Annotated in this window: 19 protein-coding genes; 13 read left to right on the top strand and 6 right to left on the bottom strand. The window is 61.8% G+C overall.

Annotated elements, in window-relative coordinates; all coding sequences use genetic code 11:
• Nucleotides 1-17: 17 nt before the first annotated feature.
• From P0D73_RS13975 to fixL, 3 genes are all read right to left on the bottom strand, one after another.
• Nucleotides 18-1,406: a DUF3300 domain-containing protein gene (locus P0D73_RS13975; RefSeq protein WP_408176174.1), complete on the bottom strand. Its 1,389-nt coding sequence runs from the start codon at nucleotides 1,404-1,406 to the stop codon at nucleotides 18-20.
• 568 nt (nucleotides 1,407-1,974) lie between these two features.
• Nucleotides 1,975-2,619, bottom strand: coding sequence for an oxygen response regulator transcription factor FixJ (fixJ, locus tag P0D73_RS13970; protein ID WP_006051254.1), 645 nt, complete (start codon nucleotides 2,617-2,619; stop codon nucleotides 1,975-1,977).
• Nucleotides 2,616-5,132 (bottom strand): oxygen sensor histidine kinase FixL, encoded by a 2,517-nt coding sequence (gene fixL, locus P0D73_RS13965; protein WP_132376838.1) that lies wholly within the window; start codon nucleotides 5,130-5,132, stop codon nucleotides 2,616-2,618. Before fixL ends, fixJ begins: the two co-directional genes overlap by 4 nt.
• Nucleotides 5,133-5,407: 275 nt before the next feature.
• Between fixL and aceE the strand changes: the two genes are divergently transcribed.
• The 3 genes from aceE (at nucleotide 5,408) to lpdA (ending at nucleotide 11,899) form a co-directional block, all read left to right on the top strand.
• A complete protein-coding gene (gene aceE / locus P0D73_RS13960; RefSeq protein ID WP_132373818.1) occupies nucleotides 5,408-8,104 on the top strand; it encodes a pyruvate dehydrogenase (acetyl-transferring), homodimeric type in 2,697 nt (898 codons plus the stop codon).
• Between the two features lie 86 nt (nucleotides 8,105-8,190).
• Nucleotides 8,191-9,840, top strand: a complete 1,650-nt coding sequence (aceF, locus tag P0D73_RS13955; RefSeq protein WP_408282751.1) for a dihydrolipoyllysine-residue acetyltransferase — start codon at nucleotides 8,191-8,193, stop codon at nucleotides 9,838-9,840.
• Nucleotides 9,841-10,102: 262 nt separating this feature from the next.
• Nucleotides 10,103-11,899, top strand: coding sequence for a dihydrolipoyl dehydrogenase (gene lpdA / locus P0D73_RS13950; RefSeq protein ID WP_408431684.1), 1,797 nt, complete (start codon nucleotides 10,103-10,105; stop codon nucleotides 11,897-11,899).
• 358 nt (nucleotides 11,900-12,257) lie between these two features.
• Here lpdA and P0D73_RS13945 read toward each other — a convergent pair whose 3' ends face one another.
• Entirely contained in the window at nucleotides 12,258-12,830 is a 573-nt protein-coding gene (locus tag P0D73_RS13945) for a phasin family protein (protein WP_095418901.1), read from the bottom strand.
• Between the two features lie 772 nt (nucleotides 12,831-13,602).
• Here P0D73_RS13945 and pbpG point away from each other — a divergent pair.
• Nucleotides 13,603-14,787 carry a D-alanyl-D-alanine endopeptidase gene (gene pbpG / locus P0D73_RS13940; RefSeq protein WP_408175847.1) on the top strand — a complete coding sequence of 395 codons (1,185 nt, stop codon included), beginning with the start codon at nucleotides 13,603-13,605 and terminating at the stop codon, nucleotides 14,785-14,787.
• 102 nt (nucleotides 14,788-14,889) lie between these two features.
• Here the strand turns inward: pbpG and P0D73_RS13935 are convergent, their stop codons facing one another.
• The gene (locus P0D73_RS13935) at nucleotides 14,890-15,696 is read right to left on the bottom strand and encodes an IclR family transcriptional regulator (RefSeq protein ID WP_132373822.1); all 807 of its coding nucleotides are present in this window, start codon (nucleotides 15,694-15,696) and stop codon (nucleotides 14,890-14,892) included.
• Between the two features lie 178 nt (nucleotides 15,697-15,874).
• On the opposite strand from P0D73_RS13935, the gene P0D73_RS13930 reads away from it, so the two are divergent.
• A complete protein-coding gene (locus P0D73_RS13930) occupies nucleotides 15,875-16,597 on the top strand; it encodes a (Fe-S)-binding protein (RefSeq protein ID WP_408175848.1) in 723 nt (240 codons plus the stop codon).
• Nucleotides 16,598-16,703: 106 nt separating this feature from the next.
• A complete protein-coding gene (locus tag P0D73_RS13925) occupies nucleotides 16,704-18,119 on the top strand; it encodes a lactate utilization protein B (protein ID WP_408282749.1) in 1,416 nt (471 codons plus the stop codon).
• Between the two features lie 216 nt (nucleotides 18,120-18,335).
• Here the strand turns inward: P0D73_RS13925 and P0D73_RS13920 are convergent, their stop codons facing one another.
• On the bottom strand, nucleotides 18,336-18,893 hold the full coding sequence (locus P0D73_RS13920; protein ID WP_408313379.1) for a hypothetical protein: 558 nt from the start codon (nucleotides 18,891-18,893) through the stop codon (nucleotides 18,336-18,338).
• Nucleotides 18,894-19,161: 268 nt separating this feature from the next.
• Here P0D73_RS13920 and P0D73_RS13915 point away from each other — a divergent pair, with 268 nt between their 5' ends.
• The 7 genes from P0D73_RS13915 to hscB all read left to right on the top strand — a co-directional run bounded on the left by P0D73_RS13915 (nucleotide 19,162) and on the right by hscB (nucleotide 23,694).
• Nucleotides 19,162-19,401: a hypothetical protein gene (locus tag P0D73_RS13915; protein ID WP_408175851.1), complete on the top strand. Its 240-nt coding sequence runs from the start codon at nucleotides 19,162-19,164 to the stop codon at nucleotides 19,399-19,401.
• Nucleotides 19,402-19,578: 177 nt separating this feature from the next.
• Nucleotides 19,579-20,076 carry a low molecular weight protein-tyrosine-phosphatase gene (locus P0D73_RS13910; RefSeq protein ID WP_408431682.1) on the top strand — a complete coding sequence of 166 codons (498 nt, stop codon included), beginning with the start codon at nucleotides 19,579-19,581 and terminating at the stop codon, nucleotides 20,074-20,076.
• A gap of 134 nt (nucleotides 20,077-20,210) precedes the next feature.
• On the top strand, nucleotides 20,211-20,741 hold the full coding sequence (iscR, locus tag P0D73_RS13905; protein WP_094783140.1) for a Fe-S cluster assembly transcriptional regulator IscR: 531 nt from the start codon (nucleotides 20,211-20,213) through the stop codon (nucleotides 20,739-20,741).
• Nucleotides 20,742-20,816: 75 nt separating this feature from the next.
• Nucleotides 20,817-22,040 carry an IscS subfamily cysteine desulfurase gene (locus P0D73_RS13900; RefSeq protein WP_408175854.1) on the top strand — a complete coding sequence of 408 codons (1,224 nt, stop codon included), beginning with the start codon at nucleotides 20,817-20,819 and terminating at the stop codon, nucleotides 22,038-22,040.
• 73 nt (nucleotides 22,041-22,113) lie between these two features.
• Nucleotides 22,114-22,527: a Fe-S cluster assembly scaffold IscU gene (gene iscU, locus P0D73_RS13895; RefSeq protein ID WP_028199493.1), complete on the top strand. Its 414-nt coding sequence runs from the start codon at nucleotides 22,114-22,116 to the stop codon at nucleotides 22,525-22,527.
• Between the two features lie 166 nt (nucleotides 22,528-22,693).
• The gene (gene iscA, locus P0D73_RS13890) at nucleotides 22,694-23,017 is read left to right on the top strand and encodes an iron-sulfur cluster assembly protein IscA (RefSeq protein WP_012433565.1); all 324 of its coding nucleotides are present in this window, start codon (nucleotides 22,694-22,696) and stop codon (nucleotides 23,015-23,017) included.
• A gap of 149 nt (nucleotides 23,018-23,166) precedes the next feature.
• Nucleotides 23,167-23,694: a Fe-S protein assembly co-chaperone HscB gene (gene hscB, locus P0D73_RS13885; RefSeq protein ID WP_408175855.1), complete on the top strand. Its 528-nt coding sequence runs from the start codon at nucleotides 23,167-23,169 to the stop codon at nucleotides 23,692-23,694.
• Nucleotides 23,695-23,767 lie beyond the last annotated feature (73 nt).

The raw sequence follows: 23,767 nt of genomic DNA, 5'->3' as shown, positions 1-23,767 counted from the left end.
GACTTCTCCTTTTTTGTTCAACGGTTGCGGCCGAAGTGATGTTCGCCTGCACCGCCGCTGCCTGGGCCGCCACCGCCACCGCCCAAGCCGCCGCCCACACCGGCGGTACCGCCGTTACGCTGGACACCGCCGCTGTTCGCGCCGGGACTTCCGCTCATGTGTTGCTGGCCGCCGCCATTGGCGACGAGACCTTCGCTTGTGCGCTGCAGGCCGCTGGCATTTGCGCCGGTCGTGCCGCCCGCATGCTGCTGACCACCGCGTCCGGCGAGCGCATCACGGCTTGCCTGGCCGCGTTGCGTGTCCTGCCGCGCGGCTTTGCCGTCGCCGGCACCGCGCAGCGCGTTGTCGCGATTGACGTTCTGCGCGCGGTTCTGCAACTTGGGGTTCGCCGTGCCGCCGTGATGAATGCCTTGCACACGCTGGCTCGCGCTGCCACCCAGATTCTGGCCAGTGCGGTTTTGCAGCGTCTGCTGCGCCCGGGCGCGGGCGTCGTCGCGGCCGCGATACACATCGCGCTGCGCGCCGCCGCCGCCGTTATTGTTCAAGCCGCGATTGACATTCGTGTTGCCGACGTTGCGATTGACGTTGGTGTTGCGGTTCCAGTTCGTCGTGCTGCCATTCACGTTGATCCGGTTGTTCACATTGATAGTGTTGTACCGGTTCACGTTGATGTTGACGTCATGCGAATTCCAGTCGAAGCCGCCCCACAGCGCGTTCGCCACCGCGACGCCGGTGCCGAACGCGAGGCCCGCGACGAAACTGGTGCCGATCACATAACCAGGCGGCGGCGGTACATACACCGGCGGATACGCGGGATAAGGCCACACGCCGTAGACCACGGTCGGGTTGTAGGTCGGCACGTACACCACTTGCGGATTGGCGGGCACGATCTGAATCGTGCTCTGTTCGACCACGACCGTTTGCTGCGACGTCGTCTTCAGATTGCCCGCCGCCTGTGCCTGCCTGCGCAGACGCTGCACGGAGTCCATCACGTCGTTGGGCTGGGCGAGAAACGCGCTACCGAGTTGCGTCACCCAATCCGCTTTCGAGGCCATGGTGGCGAGCACCTGCGGGAAGGCAACGAGCGACTGCACGCTCGGATCCCACGGCTCGGACGCGACAGCCTTGACGGCGCTGTCGCCTTGCAGCGTCGAGTTGACTCTGGACCATATGGCCGCCGCCTGCACGTCTTGCGGAAACGTCGAGGCCATCAGCACCTGGGCGAGCAGGGCGTCCGGATAAAGGGCAATCGGCGCGGCCAGCGAATCGAGTTGCTGATTCGACATTTTCGCGGTGCCTTGCGCATGGACGAAGTCCGGCGCGGCAAGTCCGACGAATAGCGGCGCTCCCGCAAGAACGGCGCAAACAAGCATCACACGCGAGCGGTGTGCTCCGGATCGTTTCACGATGAATTCCTCCCGGTGGGGTTTATACGACGAGATGTCGGTGCGCAGCACGGGCTGCGTCGCTTCGCCGCGATGGAATACGGCGAGGAAATGGCGAGTCGGGCCGGTGTCCGGTGGGTGGTCGGACGGCTCGATCGGCACGGCACGATGCCGCGTAAAGGCGCTCGAACCGCTCCAATTGTTTCGCATCACCAGGCGATGCCGCATGCGGCGTTTCGCAGCAAGTCACTCCCGCGTCGATCGTCGCATCGGCGCTGTCTGCTAAGGAGTTCTGCGTAAATTAAGGGGCGCGTCCGAATCCGTCAATCTTGTCTGAGGAAAGAACCTGTTGCGGATTAGCGTAAGTAATTGCTGAGCAATGCATATTATTTTGCACGCGCGGGGTGCGTCGAAATCACGCGCTTCGTCGTGATTGCCGTGCGATAGAGGGGAGGGAAATGAGGAGGGAAAAAGAGGACGAAACAGGCCGGACTCTTCTATAGTCCGGCCGTTGGCACGCAGTCACTTCTGGTGTGGCGGCGCTTACCCCAAAGGGCCCTCCTTCGGGGTAAGCGCCGCCGTGCGAGGCTTATTGCGCCGGTTGCGGCTTGTTCGACAGCGCCAGTCGCAGCAGATCGGCGACCGTGTTGACGTTGAGCTTTTCCATGATGTTCGCGCGGTGCGCTTCGACCGTCTTGATGCTGATGCCGAGGTCGTCGGCGATCTGCTTGTTCAGGCGGCCGGCGATGATGCGCTCGAGCACCTGATGCTCACGCGCGGTCAGCTTGCCGAGACGTTCTGCCGCGGCGCGCTGCTGCTGCACGCTGGTGCTTTCGCTGCGCGCCTTGTCGAGCATGCGCTCGACCAGCTTGCGCAACTCGGCTTCGTCGAACGGCTTTTCGATGAAGTCCATCGCGCCTTTTTTCATCGTGGACACGGCCATCGGCACATCGCCGTGGCCCGTCACGAAAATGATCGGCAGCGATGCGTTGTCGGCGATCAGGCGTTCCTGCAACTCGAGCCCGCTCATGCCGGACATCCGCACATCGAGAATCAGGCACGCGATCTGGCCCGGATGCTGATGCGGCTGCCATGCGTCGATGAACTGCTCGGCGCTGGAGAAGCATTGCACGCGGTAGCCGTTCGCCTCCAGCAGCCAGCGCAGCGAATCTCGCACGGCCTCGTCGTCATCGACGACAAAGACAGTTTCCTGTGTGGTGACTGGGCTGTTCATAGCTCTCCCGTAACGGTTTGTGGTGTCGGCGCCTGTGTCCCGCCGTTGCTCGGGCCATCAGGCTCTCCAATAGGCAGACTGCAATGGAACGTGGCGCCTGTGATGTGGCCGTCAGATTCGACGTTGTTGACCACCCACAGACGGCCGCGGTGCGATTCGATAATCGAACGGCAAATGTTCAGCCCCATGCCCATACCATCGGACTTGGTGCTGTAAAACGGTTCGAACAGCCGCTCGGCTGTCGCTTCGTCGACGCCGGGTCCCTGGTCGACGACGCTGATGCAGACAAACCCGCTCTCCAGCCGCACGACCACGCGGATCACCGGATCGACCGCATTCGGACGGGCTTCGGCCATCGCTTCGGCGGCGTTCTTCAGCAGGTTGACCAGCACCTGCTCGATCAGCACCGGGTCGACGTAGATCACCGGCAGGCGCGAGCGCAGATCCGTGACGATGCGAATGCGGCGCTTGCGCGCCTCGATTTCGGCCAGACCCACGGCGTCGGCGACGATATCGGCCACGCGCGTGGCTTGCCGCTTCGGCTCGCTGCGCTTCACGAACTCGCGGATGCGCTTGATGATCATGCCCGCGCGCACCGCCTGCTGGGCGGTCTTTTCAAGCACTGGCAGCAGATTGTCAGGTGTCGTCCGACCGGATTTAACCAGTGCGACGGTTCCGGAGCAATAGTTATTGATCGCGGCGAGCGGTTGGTTCAGTTCGTGCGCGAGCGACGAGGCCATTTCGCCCATCGTCATCAGACGGCTGGTGAACTGCAGCTTCTCGTCTTGCTGGCGCGATAGTTCCTGGGCCTGCTTGCGAGTTGTGATGTCGGTTGCGATCTGCATCTGCGCGAGGTGGCCGTCCACCCACTGAATGTACTGGCGGCGCACTTCGAACCACTTCTGGATACTCTGCACGTAGATTTCCTGCGCATCGGCGGTGCTTTCGGTCAACGCGGCGGCGGGTAGGCCGGCGTAGGTATCCACCATATCGATCGAATCGGACGACGCCTGTGCGCTATCGAACCCGCCGCCCGCCAATTCCAGATGACCGTCCGGGCGAATGCCGAAGAGATGCCGGTAATAGCGGTTGGCGAACAGGAGTTCGGCTTCGTCGGCGGCCAGCACGGAGACGGCGGCGTCGAGACTTTCGAGCACCGTGGTGAAGCGTTCGTGCGCGGCGGCGAGTTCTTCGCGCGCGCGCTTCGGCTCGGTGATGTCGGTCATCGACGACATCCAGCCGGTCTGGCGGCCCGAACTGTCGATCAGCGGCGACACGTACAGACGCGCATGGAACAGCGAGCCATCCTTGCGGCGTACCCGTAATTCGAAGCCGGAAGAGGGCGCCTTGCCGCGCAGCGTCATGTCGAGCTGGCGCTGCATTTCGGGGTAAGCGTCGCGCGGCCAGTAGGCGAACGGCGCGTTCTTGCCGACCAGATCGCTTTCGTCCCAGCCGGTCATGCGGCAAAACGCCGGATTGACGTGGGTGATGCGCCCATGCATGTCGAGCACGCGCATGCCGATCAGCACGGAGTTTTCCATCGCGCGACGGAAGAACGCTTCGGCGTACAGCGCCTGCTGCGCCTCGAAGCGTTGGCGCGTGTGTTTCCACAGGCTCCACAGGCTCCACAACACGAAACAGGAGAGACCCGCCACCAGCCATACCAGCGTGTTGTTGGTGAAGTTGGTCATCTGCGGGAACGCGTAGACGCGCACCGAGACACCTTGGCCCGGCGGGTCGAGCGGCAGATCGTAGAACATGTCGCGCGGCAGGCGCGGGCGGGTCGACGTGGTGGTCAACTCGCGGTTGTTCACGTCGATGATCGAGATTTTGTACTTGGCGGACAGCTCAGGCGGAATGTCGTGCTTGAGGATGCCTTCCACCGAGAAGACGGCGGCGATCGTGCCGAGGAAGTCGCGGTCGCGGAACACCGGCGTTTGCAGCGTGATGTAGCCGTTGCCGAGGTCGTCGTAGATGAGCGGCGAATACACCTGGCGGCGCGTGTTGCGCGCCTCGGCGAAGGCCGCTTTGACGGCTTCGTCCATCTGCGTGTCGTTCGGCTTGGCCAGACGCTGGCCGAACACCGGCAGCGCGGTATTGGGCCAGCGCGGCTGCTGCTGGCTCGTGTACCAGTTCATGTAGAGGATCTCGGGATGCCCCTGCATGATGTCCGTGGTGGACACCTGGAACGAATGCGGATCGGCGTGGCCGGCGACCAGATCGCGCGCGAGCGCCTGGATCTGCTCCTGCGCGCCGGTCATGGACAGGCGGATCTGCTGCTGCGCCCACGCGACATTACGGTAAAGCGTGTCTTCCTGCTGTTGCTGTTCGCGCCGGTTCAGGCTCCACAAAATCAGACTCATGACGACCAGGAAGACCAGGATCGACAGGAGCGGCGTGAGCAAATAGGAATTGGACCACCACGGTCCGTGGTGCCAGCGGGAGGACGGCGTCGAATCCGCGGGCGAACCGGCGGTGCGCGCCGAGCGTGCGAAAAGCCGTTCGGTCAACATGCGTGGCATTGTAGCGCAGCGTGAAGCTAGCAAATGGCGCAAAAAAGCGCGGAAAGGACCATTAATCGGCGCAAACTAGCCAACGTATCCGTCGATCGGCAGTCAAATCAGGTTGCGCCGCAACAATTTTTCGCATTATGAGATTCGATCTCGTAATTCGAAAATTTTGTTGCGTGGACGTCGGGACCCTTATTACAATCGGCCGAAGCTGCCGCGGCCGTGCTTCGTCCGCGTCGTCTGTTCAAAGAGCGTTCCTCTACATCCAGGAGACGAGCATGTCCGCTGTACCCGACGAAGTCATGAAATATGTCGCTGCTGAAAAAGACGACGATCCCCAGGAAACCGGCGAATGGCTTGAAGCGCTGGATGGCGTGATTTCTGCTGTGGGCCCAGATCGCGCTCACTACCTGATCGAGAAACAGATTGAATTCGCCCGCGTGCATGGCGAACATTTGCCGTTCTCGGCCAACACGCCTTACATCAATACGATCCCGGTTTCGCGTCAGGCGAAGATCCCCGGCGATCAGGACATCGAACACCGTATCCGCTCGTACACGCGCTGGAACGCCATCGCGATGGTGCTGCGCGCCGGCAAGGACACCAACGTCGGCGGCCACATCGCCTCGTTCGCTTCCGCCGCCACGTTGTACGACGTCGGCTACAACCACTTCTGGCATGCGCCGTCGGCCGAACATGGCGGCGATCTCGTGTTCGTGCAGGGCCACTCGTCGCCGGGCGTCTACTCGCGCGCGTTCCTGCTGGGCCGTCTGACCGAGAACCAGCTCGACAACTTCCGTCAGGAAGTGGGCGGCGAGGGCATCTCGTCGTACCCGCACCCGTGGCTGATGCCGGACTTCTGGCAATTCCCGACCGTCTCGATGGGCCTCGGCCCGATCATGGCGATCTATCAGGCGCGCTTCATGAAGTACATGCAGGCGCGCGGCATTGCGAAGACCGACGGCCGCAAGGTCTGGGCCTTCCTCGGCGACGGCGAAACGGATGAGCCGGAATCGCTCGGTGCGATCGGCATGGCCGGCCGCGAACGGCTCGACAACCTCGTGTTCGTGATCAACTGCAACCTGCAGCGCCTCGACGGTCCGGTGCGCGGTAACGGCAAGATCATCCAGGAACTGGAAAGCGAATTCCGCGGCGCCGGCTGGAACGTCATCAAGGTCATCTGGGGTAGCCGCTGGGACGCGCTGTTCCAACGCGACAAGTCGGGCGCGCTGATGCGCCGCATGATGGATGTGGTCGACGGCGAGTACCAGACGTACAAGTCGGAGTCGGGCGCGTATGTGCGCGAACACTTCTTCAACACGCCGGAACTGAAGGCGCTGGTCGCCGAATGGTCCGACGAGGAAATCTGGAATCTGAACCGCGGCGGCCACGATCCGCACAAGATCTACGCAGCGTTCCAGGAAGCGTCGAATTCGCAGGGCCAGCCGACCGTCATTCTCGCGAAGACGATCAAGGGCTACGGCATGGGCGAAGCCGGCCAGGCGATGAACATCACCCACCAGCAGAAGAAGCTGCACGTGGATCAGCTGAAGAAATTCCGCGACCAGTTCCGCCTGCCGATCGCCGACGAAGACCTCGTCAACGTGCCGTACCTCAAGTTCGAAGAAGGTTCGAAGGAACTGGAGTACATGCGTGCTCGCCGTCAGGACCTCGGCGGCTATCTGCCGGCGCGTCGCCAGAAGGCCGAGTCGCTGCCGGTGCCGGAACTGTCGGCATTCGAGCCGCTGTTGAAGGGCACGGGCGAAGGCCGCGAGATCTCCACGACCATGGCGTTCGTGCGGATCCTGAACATCCTGCTGAAAGACAAGGCGCTGGGCAAGCGCATCGTGCCGATCGTGCCGGACGAGTCGCGTACCTTCGGTATGGAAGGTTTGTTCCGCCAGATCGGTATCTGGAATCAGGAAGGCCAGAAGTACGTGCCGGAAGATTCCGACCAGTTGATGTTCTACCGTGAGTCGGAAACCGGTCAGATTCTGCAGGAGGGCATCAACGAAGCCGGTGGTATGGCCGACTGGATCGCAGCCGCGACGTCTTACTCGACGCACGGCGAGATCATGATTCCGTTCTACATCTTCTACTCGATGTTCGGCTTCCAGCGCATCGGCGATCTGGCATGGGCGGCGGGCGACATGCGTTCGCGCGGCTTCCTGCTGGGTGGCACGGCCGGCCGCACGACGCTGAACGGCGAAGGCCTGCAACACGAAGACGGCCACTCGCTGCTGTGGGCGGCTTCGGTGCCGAACTGCATCAGCTACGATCCGACGTTCGGTTACGAACTCGCGGTCATCATGCAGGACGGCCTGCGCCGCATGGTCGCGGATCAGGAAGACGTGTACTACTACGTCACGGTGATGAACGAGAACTACGAGCACCCGGCGATTCCGCAGGGCGAATCTGTAGCGGCCGACATCATCAAGGGCATGTACTCGTTCCGCAAGGCCGAAGCGGACAAGAAGGCGCCGCGCGTGCAACTGATGGGCGCGGGCACGATCTTCAACGAAGTGATCGCCGCCGCCGATCTGCTGAAGAACGACTGGGGTGTCGCCGCCGATCTGTGGAGCGTGCCGAGCTTCACCGAACTGGCTCGCGAAGGCCACGAAGTGCAGCGTTGGAACCTGCTGCACCCTACCGAAGAAAAGAAGCTCTCGCACGTCGAGAAGCTGCTCAAGGACGCACAAGGTCCGGTCATCGCCTCGACCGACTATGTGCGCGCGCTGACCGAACAGATCCGCGCCTTCGTGCCGCAGAAGTTCGTCGTGCTGGGCACGGATGGCTACGGCCGTTCGGACACGCGCGAAAAGCTGCGCCACTTCTTCGAAGTCGACCGCTACTGGGTCACGGTTGCCGCGTTGAATGCACTCGCAGATGAAGGCACGATCGAACGCAAGGTAGTCGCCGAGGCGCTCAAGAAGTACAACCTTGATCCCGCCAAACCCAACCCGATGACCGTCTAAGGCATCATTCCCCGTGTGCCATGGCGTGCGCGCCCGCCCCTGATCGCCAGGGGCAGGCCGCGTGCGCGGCCCAGGAGACACTAACAATGAGTCAAGCGATCGAAGTCAAGGTGCCGGACATCGGCGATTACAAGGACATTCCTGTGATCGAGGTGCTGGTGAAGGCGGGTGACACCGTCGAAAAAGAGCAATCGCTCGTTACGCTGGAATCCGACAAGGCGACCATGGACGTGCCGAGCTCGGCCGCCGGCGTCGTCAAGGAAGTGAAGGTCAAGGTCGGCGACAACGTGTCGGAAGGTTCGCTGATCGTCGTGCTGGAAGGTGCGGAAGGCGGCGCGGCCGCACCGGCTCCGGCGCCTGCCGCCGCACCGGCTCCGGCACCTTCGGCCGCACCCGCGGCCGCGCCGGCGCCTGCCGCCAGCGGTGGCGGTGGTCTGCAGGAAGTCAAAGTGCCGGATATCGGCGACTACAAAGACATTCCCGTGATCGAAGTCGCGGTGAAGGTCGGCGATCGCGTCGAGAAAGAGCAGTCGCTGGTGACGCTCGAATCCGATAAGGCGACCATGGACGTGCCGAGCTCGGCTGCCGGCATCGTCAAGGAACTGAAGGTCAAGGTCGGCGATACCGTGTCGGAAGGCTCGGTGATCGTGGTCGTGGAAGCGGAAGGCGGCGCGGCTGCGCCGGCTCCGGCTCCCAGGCAGGAGGTCGAGAAGCCGTCCGATGCGCCGGCTGCACCGTCGCCGGCTCCGGCGGCTCCGTCGGCGCTCGCTCAGGCACCGGTGATTCCGGCCGGCGAAGGCGGCGCGCGCCATGCGAGCCATGCATCGCCGTCCGTGCGCAAGTTCGCGCGCGAACTCGGCGTCGACGTGACGCAGGTGCAGGGCACGGGTCCGAAGGGCCGCATTACGCAAGCCGACGTGACTGCCTTCATCAAGGGCGTCATGACCGGCCAGCGTGCCGCGCCGGCTGGCGCTGCTGCACCGGCTGCCGCGGGTGGCGGCGAGTTGAATCTGCTGCCGTGGCCAAAGGTCGACTTCACGAAGTTCGGTCCGATCGATCCGAAACCGCTGTCGCGTATCAAGAAAATTTCGGGCGCGAATCTGCATCGCAACTGGGTCATGATTCCGCACGTCACGAACAACGACGAAGCGGATATCACCGATCTCGAAGCGCTGCGCGTGCAGTTGAACAAGGAAAACGAAAAGGCCGGTGTGAAGATCACCATGCTGGCTTTCGTGATCAAGGCCGTGGTTTCCGCCCTGAAGCAGTTCCCGACGTTCAATGCCAGCCTCGACGGCGATAACCTGGTGTTCAAGCAGTACTTCCATATCGGCTTTGCGGCTGATACGCCGAACGGTCTGGTCGTTCCTGTCATTCGCGATGCGGATAAGAAAGGTTTGATCGAGATCGCCAAGGAAATGGCCGAGCTGTCGAAGGCTGCGCGCGATGGCAAGCTCAAGCCGGATCAGATGCAAGGTGGGTGCTTCTCGATTTCTTCTTTGGGTGGCATTGGTGGCACGAACTTCACGCCGATTATCAATGCGCCTGAAGTCGCCATTCTCGGGTTGTCGCGTGGCGCGATGAAGCCGGTTTGGGACGGCAAGCAGTTTGTGCCGCGTCTGATCTTGCCGCTTTCTTTGTCGTACGACCATCGTGTGATTGATGGTGCTGCGGCGGCGCGGTTCAATGCGTATCTTGGGGCGCTTCTTGCCGATTTCCGGCGTGTGATTCTTTGATGTGGTGGTTGCGCGGGGCGCGGGTTTCTTTTTGTTTGTGATCCGCGTCTCTCTGTAGAACCTGATTTCTTGTCGGTCTATTAGCGTCGCCCCTGTGCGGGGCGGCACCTACTTTTCTTTGTCTTCCAAAGAAAAGTAGGCAAAAGAAAGGCGCGTCCTTGGGCGGACTGCAAAGGATGATTCTGTTCGCCGCGCTGCCAGCTTTTGGGCTGCTTTTTTGAGGTTCTTCCTTCATCACGATCAATAAGAGAAGGGGACACTAATGAGTCTCGTCGAAGTAAAAGTGCCGGATATCGGTGACTTCAAGGATGTCGATGTCATCGAAGTCAATATCAAAGCGGGCGACGTCATCGAGAACGAACAGGCGCTGATGACGCTCGAGTCCGATAAGGCCTCCATCGAAGTGCCGAGCGATACCGCCGGCACGGTCAAGGAAGTCCGCGTCAAAGCCGGCGACAAAGTCTCGCAAGGCACGGTGATCGCGCTCGTCGAAACATCGGCGGACGCGGCTCCCGCGAAAGATGCGCCGAAGGCTCCGGCCAAGGAACCTGAGAAAGCGCCCGCTCAAGCGGAAGCAAAACCGCAGGCGGCGGCTCCGGCCAAGGCGGCTGCGCCCGCTCCGCAAGCGGGTAGCTTCTCCGGCAACGCGGATATCGAGTGCGACATGCTCGTGCTCGGTTCGGGCCCCGGCGGCTATTCGGCGGCGTTCCGTTCTGCTGACCTGGGTATGAAGACGGTGTTGGTCGAACGTTACTCGACGCTCGGCGGCGTGTGTCTGAACGTCGGCTGTATTCCGTCGAAGGCGCTGTTGCACACAGCGCTGGTGATCGACGAAGCCGAAGCGCTCGGCTCGCACGGCATCACGTTCGGCAAGCCGCAAATCGATCTCGACAAGCTGCGCGACTTCAAGTCGGGCGTCGTCAAGAAGCTCACCGGCGGTCTCGCCGGCATGGCGAAGATGCGCAAGGTCGAAGTCGTGACGGGCACGGGTTCGTTCGTCGATCCGCATCATATGGAAGTGCAGGTCGAGGGCGGCAAGAAGGTCGTCAAGTTCAAGCAGGCGATCATCGCCGCGGGCTCGGAAGCGGTAAAGCTGCCGTTCATTCCCGAAGATCCGCGTGTGGTCGATTCGACCGGCGCGCTCGAACTGCGGCAGATTCCGCAACGCATGCTGGTGGTCGGCGGCGGCATCATCGGGCTGGAAATGGCCACGGTGTACGCGACGCTCGGCGCGCAGATCGACGTGGTCGAAATGCTCGACGGCCTGATGGCCGGCGCGGACCGCGATCTGGTCAAGGTCTGGGAGAAGTACAACAGCAAGCGTTTCGCCAACGTCATGCTGAAGACCAAGACCACGGCGGCCGAAGCGAAAGACGACGGCATCTATGTGTCGTTCGAAGGCGAGAAGGCCCCGGCCGAAGCGCAACGCTACGACCTCGTGCTGGTTGCCGTCGGCCGTTCGCCGAACGGCAAGAAGATCGGAGCGGACAAGGCAGGCGTCGCGGTGACGGATCGCGGCTTCATCGACGTGGACAAGCAGATGCGCACCAACGTGCCGCACATCTTCGCGATCGGCGATATCGTCGGTCAGCCGATGCTGGCGCACAAAGCCGTGCATGAAGCTCACGTCGCCGCCGAAGTCGCACACGGCGAAAAGGCATACTTCGACGCGCTGCAGATTCCGTCGGTGGCTTACACCGATCCGGAAGTGGCCTGGGCCGGCAAGACGGAAGATCAGTTGAAGGCCGAAGGCATCAAGTACGGCAAGGCGGTGTTCCCGTGGGGCGCTTCGGGCCGCGCAATCGCCAACGGCCGCGACGAAGGCTTCACCAAGCTGCTGTTCGACGAGGAAACGCATCGCGTGATCGGCGGCGGGATTGTCGGTCTGAATGCGGGCGACCTGATCAGCGAAGTCTGTCTCGCGGTCGAAATGGGTGCGGACGCAACGGATATCGGCAAGACGATTCACCCGCATCCGACGCTTGGCGAATCGATCGGCATGGCCGCCGAGTTGTACGAAGGCGTCTGTACCGACCTGCCGCCGCAGAAAAAGAAGTAAGGCGATTCGGTCCGTCTGCATTCGTGCAGGCGGATTCGATGATGCAAATAAAAACGGCGCGCCCCGCAAAGGGCGCGCCGTTTTTTTCTTTGGGCAGCAGAGTGGGGCGGTTGCCGCGCGACGACGGCGTCACCAATACATGCTGAACGACTCAGGCGACGGCGAAAAAGCGTCGGGTAAAAAAATCCCGGCCTTTCGCCGGGCAAACGATACGCCGTTCAACGTATCGGAGCGTTCGGCCAATTAACACCGTGTGAGCGGCAACGACACGACGCTGTTGCTTGCGGTAACGCCGGCACAGCGTTCGAGCTGTGCCGGCGTTGGGTGATGCCTGCAGAGTGATGCTTGAGACTGAAGCTTAGACTGCCTTCTTGGCCGAGCGCGATGCTTGGGCGGCGGCTTGCGAAGCTGCCTTCGATGCGGCCGTTGCAGCTGCATTGAAGTTGCTTTCAGCGATTTCGACAGCTTGCTTCGTTGCCTTGTGAACCGTTTCGTACGTGGTGTTAGCGGCGGTGATAGCCGACTTCATCACGGCGACAGCGGTTTCCGAACCAGCCGGTGCATTCTTGGCGACGTTTTCGACGAGCGATTGGACCTTGCGGTTTTGCTCTTCGAATTGCGCTTCCGCGACGCGGGTGAATTCACCTTGCGTTGCCGAAACGATCTCATACACGTGGCGACCGTACGACAACGCCTTTTCAGCCACCGGCTGTGCAAGGCTTGCTTGCAGAGCCAGCAATTCTTGCGCGTCCTTGACCGACAGGGCGCGTTGAGCATTTTCCTGGCTTTCCGCGAGCGTCGATTTCACGACTTGCAGGTTCAGCTCAACCAGCTTTTCGACGCCTTCGAATGCTTTGGTCGTCAGGCCGAACAACGTTTCAAAGTTGGCTTTCTGGGCTGCGGCGAATTGCTCAGGGGTCAGCAGAGTCATGGTTTACGCTCCTGGATCGCGGTCTGTCTGTGCGGACCGCATTGGGTGAATGGTGAGACACATGGTGCGTCCCGCCGGACCGCGATGTATTGTGCATCGCAGCAATGGTTCCCATTTTAGGATGGTTACAAAGAATGTCAAGCGCTTTTTGTGCGTCGCACAATATTAAGAAACTACTGATAAAACATAGTGTTATGCGATCGGCATGACATCCTTATGACGCAGGTCGATTTAACCGCCGCACCGCGCCGGTGCCTAATCATGCTGTATTTATTACTGAATTGTAAGGTCAATTTGACCGACAAACGCGGGCTAAGTGGGGACGCTAACATCCGGCAATTGTTAAAAAAGTCTTCGGCGGTCGATTTGGTGTAAACCGGAAAGTGTCACGGAACGTTAATGCTTCATGCTGGTCGAATGCGCGTTGCAGTCTGCAGCAGGCGTTTAACAACCTCGCTGCAGCGACTGCTGCCGCGTGCTGTTGCACTGGCAGTTTGACCGCCCGTGCTCTGACCGTATTTCCCCTGATCAAGGTTGTCTCGAAATTGCCGTTATGCTGGAAGAATCACCTCGATTCCGGCGTATGGCGGCAGCGGCGAGGCGTAACGTGCCGGCGATCGTTTTTTTCGATCGATGCACGGCACTTATTCGTGTTTTTGCGATCGGAGCTTACAAGCCGGTTTAAGGAGCGCGTATAAGTGCTTCAAATTGCTAATTTTTCGTTGTTTTACTACACTTGCGGAAACCTCTCGCCGCTCCCTACCGAACACCCATGAAAACCGACATGTTTTCGTCGCTAAAAGTGATCCACGGCGCGGCCCGCAGCACCGCTCTGTCGGTGGCCGCCTCCATGGTCATCGCGGCGGCGTTCGCCACGCCCGTGAGCGCTTTTGCCGCCACGCCCGATGCACCTGCAAAAACCTCCAAACACGCCAAAGCGGCCAAGAAGCCGGCTGCCGCTCCTGAAAAGGTGTCGGGCAAGGCCTCGAAAGCGACCAAAGGCGCGGCCGCAAAAACCGTAGCCGCTGACGACGACGCGCCGCGCGCGGGCGTCAAGCGCAAGCGCGTGACGTACACGTCGAACGGCCGTCACCACTCGGTGGTGCGCCGCATCGCGTACGAACCGCGTCAGCCGAGCGTCGGCCAGGCTTTCGGTCTGCACGAAACGCCGGACGCGCTCATGCTGCGCTCGAGCGTCGCCTACGTGATCGATCAGAACTCGGGCGAGTCGCTGTTCGACAAGAACTCGCGCGCCGTGGTGCCGATCGCGTCGATCACCAAGCTGATGACCGCGATGGTGGTGCTCGACTCGAAAGAGCCGATGACCGACCAGATCGAAGTCACGGACGAAGACCGAGACTACGAAAAGAACACCGGCTCGCGTCTGTCGGTGGGCTCGGTGCTCTCGCGTGAAGACATGCTGCATATCGCGCTGATGGCATCGGAAAATCGCGCGGCCGCGGCGCTGTCGCGTTATTTCCCGGGCGGCCGTCCGGCGTTCCTCGCGGCCATGAACGCGAAGGCCAAGCAGCTCGGCATGACCGACACGCACTTTGAAAACCCCACGGGTTTGACGAGCCAGAACGTGTCGAGCGCGCGCGACCTCGTGAAGATGGTCAACGCGGCGTATCAGTATCCGGTGATCCGCAGGTTCTCGACCGATCACAGCTACGAGGTGTACACCGGCAAGCGCTCCCTGGCGTACAACAGCACCAATGCGCTGGTGCGTAACCCGACGTGGGATATCGGTCTGCAAAAGACCGGCTTTATCAACGAAGCGGGTGAATGCCTCGTGATGCAGGCGACCATTCACGGCCGTCCGATGATCATGGTGTTGCTCGACTCGTCGGGTAAGTACTCGCGGTTCGCGGACGCCACGCGTCTGCGCACGTGGCTGGATAACGGCGGCGGCGAGGCGCGGATTACCAGCGCGGACGCCAGCGGTCCGGGTACCTGAAGCGTTTGTTCGCTGGCCGGTTTCCGGACCGGCCGCGTGAAAACAAAAAGCCTCGCAGTTGCGAGGCTTTTTTGTTTCTTGAGCGTAAGCCCAGCGCCGGGCTTACGCGTGATGGCTATGCGAATGGTCCTGCGCGGGTTGCGGCCGGTAGCCGAGCGACGCGGAGATCATCAGCGCCGTCTGGCTAAGCTGGCCGAGCCAGGAATCCTGCAAGCGATCCGCCGGCGCCGACAGCGACAGACCGGCAACCAGTTTGCCGGTGTCGTCGTAAATGCCGGCGGCGATGCAGCGCACGCCGAGTTCCAGCTCTTCGTTATCGCGCGCGCAGGCCTGCTGGCGCACGTGCGAGAGCTCCCGCTCCAGTTTGGTCAGGTCGGTGATGCTGTTCTGCGTGTGGCCCGACAAGCCGGTGCGCGTGGCGTAGGCCCTCACGCGAGTGGATTCGTCGGCGGCGAGGAACAGCTTGCCTACCGAGGTCAGATGCAACGGCGCCCGTCCGCCGATGGCGCGCACCACCTGCATGCCGGAACGCTCGGAATAAGCACGTTCGATATAGACGATCTCGTCGCCCTGACGTACCGACAGATTCACCGTCTGGCCCGTCTGACGATGCAGTTCGCGCATCGGCGTGAGCGCCGCGTCGCGGACCGACAGACGCGCCTTCACCAGATTGCCCAGTTCGAGCAGGCGCATGCCGAGACGGTAGGTGCCGGGATCCGACCGGTCGACCAGCCGGCACATCACCATGTCGTTGAGGATGCGGTGCGCGGTGGACGGATGCAGCTCCGTGCGGATGGCGAGTTCTTTCAGGCTGACCGGGTCGCTATGCGCAGCGAGTGCGTCGAGCAAGCGCATCATGCGTTCGATCACCTGGATCGAAGTTTTGGGATCCGGGTTCGTATCGCTCATGGGAGGAATCGGTTGACGCGTCAAACAGCGGAAATTGATTGTATCCCGTATTGTGAAAAGAAGGAAAGCGATTGGAACGCCAATTCCAATTTCAGCGGCTTTCGTCCTATGCCTTCCGGCCGTTGGTATTGTGCGGCAAACAGCGGATAATCAGGGACGTTTTCCCGAAGGAGGGCTCATGCGAGTCGGATTGTTCGTTACCTGCCTGATCGACCTGATGCGTCCCGAGATCGGTTTTTCGGTCATCAAGCTGATCGAAGGCGCCGGATTCGAGGTGGTGGTGCCACCCGCCCAAACCTGTTGCGGTCAACCCGCGTACAACTCCGGGGAACGGCGCATCGCGCGCGATCTGGCCGAGAAAACCCTGCGCGAGTTCGAACAGTTCGATTACGTCGTGGTCCCGTCCGGTTCGTGCGGCGGCATGATCCGCGTGCATTACGGCGATCTCTTCGCCGATGATCCGGAACTGATGAACCGCTTCGGCCGGTTGCGCGCCAAGGTGTTCGAACTGACCGATTTCCTCGTGAACGTGGCCAAGGTGCAATTGCAGCCGGGCGAGTTCGCGGGTCAGGTCACGTACCACGATTCCTGCTCCGGGCTGCGTGAGCTCGGCGTGAAGGCGCAGCCGCGCGCTTTGCTGGCGCAGGTCGGCGTCACAGTGAACGAGATGAAGGATTGCGAGCATTGCTGCGGCTTCGGCGGCACCTTCGCGGTCAAGTACGGCGACATCTCCACGGCGATCGTCGACGAAAAGTGCGCGAATATCAGTGCAAGCGGCACCGGCACGGTGGTGCTCGGCGACCTCGGCTGCATGCTCAATATTGAAGGCCGTTTGCGGCGTACCGGCGACGCCACCACGCGCGTGCTGCACATCGCGCAGGTGCTGGCCGGCGACGTGTAACCCTGCTTGCCGCACTCGCACCGTTTTCAGATACGCGCGCTTGACTCGTACTTCAGTCGCGCTTCGCCTGTTTTGCCCGCTTCGCTCGAATACGCATAAGGCCGCCATGCAAGTCCAATCGATGCAATTCAAGGCACGCGCCGGTCAGAAACTGGCCGACCAGCGTCTGCAGCAGAACCTCACCAAGCTGTCGACCAAGTTCGTGTCGGCCCGCGCCACGGCCATGACAGCGATTGATTTTCCCGCCACGCGCGCCGCGCTGAAGGAGCGCCGCAATCGCGCGCTGGAGAATCTCGACGTGTGGCTGGAAACCTTCGAGCGCGAAGCGGCCCGGCGCGGCGTGACGGTGCTGTTTGCCGAGACGACCCAGGAGGCCGCGCGGCTCGTCGGCGACATTGCGCGCCGGCACGAGGTGAAGAAGGTCATCAAAACCAAGTCGATGGTCACTGAAGAAATGCGCCTGAACGAAGTGCTCGGGCAAATGGGCGTCCAATCCATTGAAACCGATCTGGGCGAGTACATCCTGCAGATCAACGACAACGAGCCGCCGAGCCACATCATCGCCCCAGTCGTCCACAAGGATAAGGACGAGATCGCCGACCTGTTCGCGAAGACTCACAACCGGCCGCGCCTGACCGAAATTACCGACATGACGCGCGAAGCGCGCGAGATGCTGCGCCCGCATTTCATGACCGCGGACATGGGCGTGACCGGCGGCAATTTCGTGGTGGCGGAAACGGGCTCGGTCGTGCTGGTCACGAACGAGGGCAACGAAGGCATGTGCACCGTGATGCCGCGCGTGCATGTGGCGGTGACGGGCATCGAGAAGGTGCTGCCTACGCTCGAAGATCTGGCCACGGCGATGCGTCTTTTGCCGCGCTCAGCGACCGGGCAGACCACCTCGAACTATTTTTCCGTGTTGACGGGGCCGCGCGGCGAGGGCGACCAGGACGGTCCTGCGCATATGTATGTGGTGCTCGTCGACGGCGGGCGCACGGGGCTGATCGGCGGCGACTTCCAGGAAATGCTGAGGTGCATCCGCTGCGGCGCGTGCATGAACCATTGCCCGGTGTATCAGAAGGTGGGCGGCCACGCGTACGGCTGGGTCTATCCCGGCCCGATGGGTTCGGTGTTGACGCCGAGCTACGTCGGCATCGACAAGGCGCTGGATTTGCCGCAGGCCGCGACTTTGTGCGGCGAGTGCAACAGCGTGTGCCCGGTGGGCATTCCGCTATCCGATCTGTTGCGCAAGCTGCGCGAGAAGCAGGTGGAGCGCCATCTGCGGCCCTGGAAAGAGCGCGCCGGACTTGCCGTGTGGGGTTTTCTCGCGCTGCATCCGGATGCTTACGCGCTTTTCACGAAGCTGGCCGTGCGCGTGCTGGAACGCATGGGCGGAAGGAATCGGTCGATTGCCAAATTGCCGTTGGGCGGCGCGGGCTGGACCAATACGCGGGATATGCCCGCTCCGGTCGGTCGAACGTTCAGGGAGTTGTACGCGGCGCAGCGCAGTCATATCGGCTGAGCGGGCGTTCTGGGCGAAGCGCGCCGTCGTATTTTTAGAGGTTGGTGGCGTTGCGCGCGAGCCGGTGATTCCGGCGCCGCGCTATCTAAGTCATGGCCGTGCCGTTTGGCGGCTGTCTCCGTCTGCCGTTCAGGACGTTGCCGCAGAAAACGGAGCGCGGTATGCGTGCGTTGACAGATACGCATGCGAACCGCGCAACTATGCGACCAGCGGCGCTTAGTGGTCCGTCATCTGGCCAGGTTGTCGGCCCGGTGCCCCTCGCACGGGGGCGCCCCCATTATTGCCATTACCACGACCGCCGCCATTGCCCGCCTGCTGCGACGGCGGTGGCGGAGGCGGCGGGCTGGCAGCCCCCGGCCGGGGCGCATTCGATCCGCTCGGGCCACGCGGCCCGCCCACGCCGCCTTGAGGCGGCGGGCCGCCGTGTGAGCCGCCATTCGGCTGACCGTGCCAACCGCCGTTATCGCCGTGGTTGCCGTTGTTTCCATAGTTGCCGTTGTTCGGCCGGCCCCGGTTCGGATAGCCGCCGTAGCCCGGTCCGTAATAGCGGCCGGGTCCGTCGTAATAGCCGGGGCCAGAGTAGTTGCTGTAGCCCATGTAGACGTTGGTTTGTGGCACAACCGGCACGCCGGTGGCGTAGCCGTCGTAATCGTCATAGCCGCTGTAACCGCCGCCGTAGCCATTGCTGTACATCGGCGTGCCGTCCGGATAGACCGCGCAGCCGCCGAGCAGGGTGGCGACAGCGAGGCAGGCGATGGGTGCGAAGCGTTTCATGGTGATGGACCAGTGCGAGATTTTGTTTCTGTAAGACCGCTATTATCGTCATCCGTCACAAGAGCTTTGTATGTGTTTGTAAGGATTTCTTTCTTGTGCCATGACGAGCGTCGACGTCGTGCGCCGCAAAACGTGAATTCACTGTTCCATTCGGAGCAACGCTCTATCTCGCGCCAGTGGGTTTTTCCCGATTGCGAATTCCTATAGCATTTGCACTGGGCATAGTGGGTTGCAAACTCATCTGCCCCTAATCGGAAGAAACGACATCATGAAAAAGACAATATCGGTGTACTGGCCCCTCGCCATCGTTGTACCGCTCGCTGCGGCCGCTTATCTGCATATTTGCGGCGACGCTGCGTCGCGCGCCCCGCAGGCTCCGCTCGCGGCCGCTCAACTCACGGCTGAACTTGCACGTGCCGTCTCGTACGGCATGATCGACGACACCGCGACGCTGCCGGCCAAACCTATGCGCGCCGCTACGGCGGTGCCGATCGCGGAAGCGTCGTAAGCACACGGTTAAGCGCGAGCGGATCGGTTACCTCATCATTGCGGTGCCTCGGTGCCTCGGTGCCTCGGTGCCGCGAGCGCGCCGGCTTCCGGCGAGATTCCGGCCAGCTTTGTATAATCGCGGCACCGTTTGTTAACAGTCGTCCTACGCGCGTCGCGTGTCTGAAAAAGCCCCTTGATGAAAACCGTATCCATCTGCTTTGTCTGCCTCGGGAACATCTGCCGTTCTCCGACCGCGGAAGGTGTGATGCGCCATCTGGTCGGCGAGGCGAAGCTCACGGAGCGCATTCTGATCGACTCCGCCGGAACGGGTGACTGGCACATCGGCGAGCCGCCGGACGAGCGCGCGCAGCAGGCGGCCGGCCGGCGCGGATATGAACTCGCCGCCTTGCGCGGCCGCCAAGTCGCTGTAGCGGATTTTGAGCGCTTCGACCTGCTCATTGCGATGGACGACAAAAACGTCGCCGCGCTGCGCCAGGTCTGCCCGCCGCAGCAACGCGACAAGATCCGCCTGCTGATGGAGTTTGTCCCCGAAGCGGACGCCCGCTGGAGCGGCGCCCGCGAAGTCGTCGACCCGTATTTCGGCGGCGCGGAAGGTTTCGAGCAGGTACTGGATCAGTGTGAAGCGGCCTGCCGTGGCCTGATTACGGCGTTACGTCCCCAATTGCTTGTGTAGAGTTTGGCGAGAGAGAGCGCCGGGCTTATCCAACAATTAAGCAAATGACCCAAATCGCGGTAGGGATACTTGACTAAATCGCTCATGTATTTATACTTGACAAAACTTGTCGAGAATTGCGGTTCCCACACCATATGAGACTCACCACGAAAGGCCGTTTCGCCGTCACGGCGATGATTGACCTGGCACTGCGCCAGGAGCAGGGCCCGGTGACGCTTGCGGGTATCAGCCAGCGCCAACACATCTCCCTGTCGTACCTCGAGCAGCTGTTTGGCAAGCTGCGTCGTCATGAAATCGTCGAGTCCGTGCGCGGACCGGGCGGCGGTTACAATCTGGCCCGCCGCGCCGAAGACGTGACCGTGGCCGACATCATCATCGCCGTCGACGAGCCGCTCGATGCCACCCAATGCGGCGGCAAGGGCTCCTGCGAGGGTACCAAACAGCACGACGGCCACTGCATGACGCATGAACTGTGGTCCACGCTGAACCAGAAAATGGTCGAGTACCTCGATTCGGTCTCCCTGAAAGATCTGGTGGACCAGCAGCGTTCGCGCGAAGGCGCGCCGGCCGTGCTGCGCGACAGGCGCAACGAAGCGCCGGCGGTCGAACCCGTCCGCGTGGCGCCGAAAGGGCCCAATTCCGTTTTCAACATGGCCGGTTCCTAGGCGCGGTATCGAGCAGTCACCGCAGCCTGATAAGAAACCCAGAAGCCAGAGCACATGACGTCCCCGGAGCAATTGATGAACAACGACACTCTCCATCTGCCCATCTACATGGACTACAGCGCGACGACGCCGATCGATCCGCGCGTGGTGGACAAGATGATTCCGTATCTGCGCGAGCAGTTCGGCAACCCCGCATCGCGCAGCCACTCGTATGGCTGGGCGGCGGAGCGCGCAGTCGAAGAAGCGCGTGAGAATGTCGCCGCGCTGGTGAACGCCGATCCGCGCGAAATCATCTGGACCTCGGGTGCCACGGAGTCGGACAACCTGGCCATCAAGGGCGCCGCGCACTTCTACAAGAGCAAGGGCAAGCACATCATCACGGTGAAGACCGAGCACAAGGCCGTGCTCGACACCTGCCGCGAACTCGAGCGCGAAGGCTTCGAAGTCACGTATCTGGACGTCAAGGACGACGGCTTGATCGACCTGGAAAAGCTCAAGGCCGCGCTGCGTCCGGACACGATTCTGGTGTCGGTCATGTCGGTGAACAACGAGATCGGCGTGATCCAGGATATCGAGGCGATCGGCGAGATCACTCGTGAAAAGGGCATCATTTTCCACGTCGACGCGGCGCAAGCCACCGGCAAGATCACGATCGATCTGCAAAAGCTGAAGGTCGACCTGATGTCGTTCTCGGCGCACAAGACGTATGGCCCGAAGGGCATCGGCGCGCTGTACGTGCGCCGCAAGCCGCGTATCCGTATCGAAGCGCAGATGCACGGCGGCGGTCACGAGCGCGGCATGCGTTCGGGCACGCTGGCCACGCACCAGATCGTCGGCATGGGCGAAGCGTTCCGTCTCGCACGTGAAGAAATGGCGACGGAAAACGAACGCATCCGCATGCTGCGCGACCGTCTGCTGCGCGGCCTGTCGGAAATGGAAGAAGTGTATGTGAACGGCGACATGGAAAAGCGTGTGCCGCACAACCTGAACATCAGCTTCAATTTCGTCGAAGGCGAGTCGCTGATCATGGCGGTGAAGGACGTGGCGGTGTCGTCGGGCTCGGCCTGTACGTCGGCTTCGCTGGAACCGTCGTATGTGTTGCGCGCGTTGGGCCGTAACGACGAGCTGGCGCACAGCTCGATCCGCTTCACGGTAGGCCGCTTCACGACCGAGCAGGACGTCGATTACGTGATCAACCTGCTGAAGACCAAGATTTCGAAGCTGCGCGATTTGTCGCCGCTGTGGGAAATGCACAAGGACGGGATCGATATTTCGACCATCCAGTGGGCAGCGCACTGACGCGCCGGGTTTGGGACGATATCGAATTCATCGAATTGCAATTGCAGGTTGAAACGGATCAAGGAGTGTAATCATGGCTTATAGCGACAAGGTTCTGGACCATTACGAAAACCCGCGCAACGTCGGTTCCTTCGCGAAGGACGACGATGCGGTCGGTACCGGTATGGTCGGCGCGCCGGCATGCGGCGACGTGATGAAGCTGCAGATCCGCGTGGGCGCGGACGGCATCATCGAAGACGCGAAGTTCAAGACGTATGGCTGCGGTTCGGCGATTGCGTCGAGCTCGCTCGTCACCGAATGGGTGAAAGGCAAGACGCTCGATCAAGCCATGTCGATCAAGAACACGCAGATCGCCGAAGAACTGGCGCTGCCGCCGGTGAAGATCCACTGCTCGATCCTCGCGGAAGACGCGATCAAGGCAGCGGTCGCCGACTACAAGCAACGCCACGGTGAAGCCGTCGTCGAAGGCGACAAGCAACACGCTTAAGCGGTGATTGCGGCGCGGTTTCAGCGCGGTCTCAGGTGAATCGAAACGGGCGGCGGCGCGAGTTTGCAGCGGGCCGTCCGGTCCGGGCGATATTTGATGCAGGCAGGGTAGCAGCGCGTGAGCAGGCAGAAGAATGACCGGCACGCACTGCGCAATGAGAAACGCTATGGCAATTACGTTGACCGAAAAGGCAGCACAGCACGTCCAGAAGTATCTGAACCGTCGCGGTAAAGGCGTCGGCTTGCGCGTCGGCGTGCGCACCACCGGTTGCTCCGGCTTGGCTTACAAGCTCGAGTACGTGGACGAACTCGCGCCCGAAGACGAAGTCTTCGAATGCAACGGCGTGAAGCTCATTGTCGACCCGAAGAGCCTCGCCTATATCGACGGCACCGAACTCGACTTCGCACGTGAAGGGCTGAACGAAGGCTTCAAGTTCAACAACCCGAACGTGAAGGACGAATGCGGTTGCGGCGAATCGTTCCGCGTGTAAATCCGGACATTCCGCGTGCAGCGGATCAAAGGCGGCGCGGGCCGCCTTTTTAGTTTAATCCGCGAATTCGCCTGTGCCGCTAGGCTCTGCCGAGCCGCGTTTTTAGACTGCACTCCGGTGCGCTTTCCTGAACGGACTCCTTTTATCCGATGGCCTCGCTGAACGACAGCCACTTCGACCTGTTCGATCTGCCGGCGCAATTCGCGCTCGACGCATCAGCGCTCGATCACGCCTACCGCACGGTGCAGGCGCAAGTGCATCCAGACCGCTTCGCGGCGGCCGGCGACGCGCAAAAGCGCATCGCGATGCAATGGGCGACGCGCACCAACGAGGCGTATCAGACGCTGCGCGATCCGTTGAAGCGCGCCACTTATCTGCTGCATCTGCGCGGCATCGACGTCGGCGCGGAGAACAATACGGCGATGGAGCCGGCGTTCCTGATGCAGCAGATGGAATGGCGTGAAGGCATCGAGGACGCGGCCGCGGCGAAGAACGTCGATGCGCTCGACGCCTTGCTGACCGAACTGCGCGACGAAGAGCGCGTGCGTTTCGACAAGCTCGGCGCCTTGCTCGACAGCGGCGTGAATCAGGCCGCGGGCGAGGCGGTGCGGCAGTTGATGTTCATCGAGCGGGTGGCGTCGGAAATCGGCACGCAGATCGAGCGGCTCGAGAACTAGCGAGCCCGAACGCGCCGTGCGTGTTGCGCCGCGCGCGAGCGCAGCGGCAACCGCGAGAATAGCCGTAGCATTA

The sequence above is a fragment of the Paraburkholderia sp. RL18-101-BIB-B genome (genome assembly GCF_046026985.1).
GTDB lineage: Bacteria > Pseudomonadota > Gammaproteobacteria > Burkholderiales > Burkholderiaceae > Paraburkholderia.
Note: the sequence above shows the minus strand (reverse complement) of the source record. Positions and strands in the feature narration are given on the sequence as shown.

Excerpts from the sequence above, each read along its gene's own strand:
- P0D73_RS13935 (WP_132373822.1), bottom strand. The coding sequence starts at position 15,696 with ATGAGCGATACGAACCCGGATCCCAAAACTTCGATCCAGGTGATCGAA.
- hscB (WP_408175855.1), top strand. The coding sequence starts at position 23,167 with ATGGCCTCGCTGAACGACAGCCACTTCGACCTGTTCGATCTGCCGGCG.
- P0D73_RS13910 (WP_408431682.1), top strand. The coding sequence starts at position 19,579 with ATGAAAACCGTATCCATCTGCTTTGTCTGCCTCGGGAACATCTGCCGT.
- lpdA (WP_408431684.1), top strand. The coding sequence starts at position 10,103 with ATGAGTCTCGTCGAAGTAAAAGTGCCGGATATCGGTGACTTCAAGGAT.
- P0D73_RS13900 (WP_408175854.1), top strand. The coding sequence starts at position 20,817 with ATGAACAACGACACTCTCCATCTGCCCATCTACATGGACTACAGCGCG.
- P0D73_RS13945 (WP_095418901.1), bottom strand. The coding sequence starts at position 12,830 with ATGACTCTGCTGACCCCTGAGCAATTCGCCGCAGCCCAGAAAGCCAAC.
- iscU (WP_028199493.1), top strand. The coding sequence starts at position 22,114 with ATGGCTTATAGCGACAAGGTTCTGGACCATTACGAAAACCCGCGCAAC.
- iscR (WP_094783140.1), top strand. The coding sequence starts at position 20,211 with ATGAGACTCACCACGAAAGGCCGTTTCGCCGTCACGGCGATGATTGAC.
- pbpG (WP_408175847.1), top strand. The coding sequence starts at position 13,603 with ATGAAAACCGACATGTTTTCGTCGCTAAAAGTGATCCACGGCGCGGCC.
- iscA (WP_012433565.1), top strand. The coding sequence starts at position 22,694 with ATGGCAATTACGTTGACCGAAAAGGCAGCACAGCACGTCCAGAAGTAT.
- P0D73_RS13915 (WP_408175851.1), top strand. The coding sequence starts at position 19,162 with ATGAAAAAGACAATATCGGTGTACTGGCCCCTCGCCATCGTTGTACCG.
- aceE (WP_132373818.1), top strand. The coding sequence starts at position 5,408 with ATGTCCGCTGTACCCGACGAAGTCATGAAATATGTCGCTGCTGAAAAA.
- aceF (WP_408282751.1), top strand. The coding sequence starts at position 8,191 with ATGAGTCAAGCGATCGAAGTCAAGGTGCCGGACATCGGCGATTACAAG.
- P0D73_RS13930 (WP_408175848.1), top strand. The coding sequence starts at position 15,875 with ATGCGAGTCGGATTGTTCGTTACCTGCCTGATCGACCTGATGCGTCCC.
- fixL (WP_132376838.1), bottom strand. The coding sequence starts at position 5,132 with ATGTTGACCGAACGGCTTTTCGCACGCTCGGCGCGCACCGCCGGTTCG.
- fixJ (WP_006051254.1), bottom strand. The coding sequence starts at position 2,619 with ATGAACAGCCCAGTCACCACACAGGAAACTGTCTTTGTCGTCGATGAC.
- P0D73_RS13920 (WP_408313379.1), bottom strand. The coding sequence starts at position 18,893 with ATGAAACGCTTCGCACCCATCGCCTGCCTCGCTGTCGCCACCCTGCTC.
- P0D73_RS13925 (WP_408282749.1), top strand. The coding sequence starts at position 16,704 with ATGCAAGTCCAATCGATGCAATTCAAGGCACGCGCCGGTCAGAAACTG.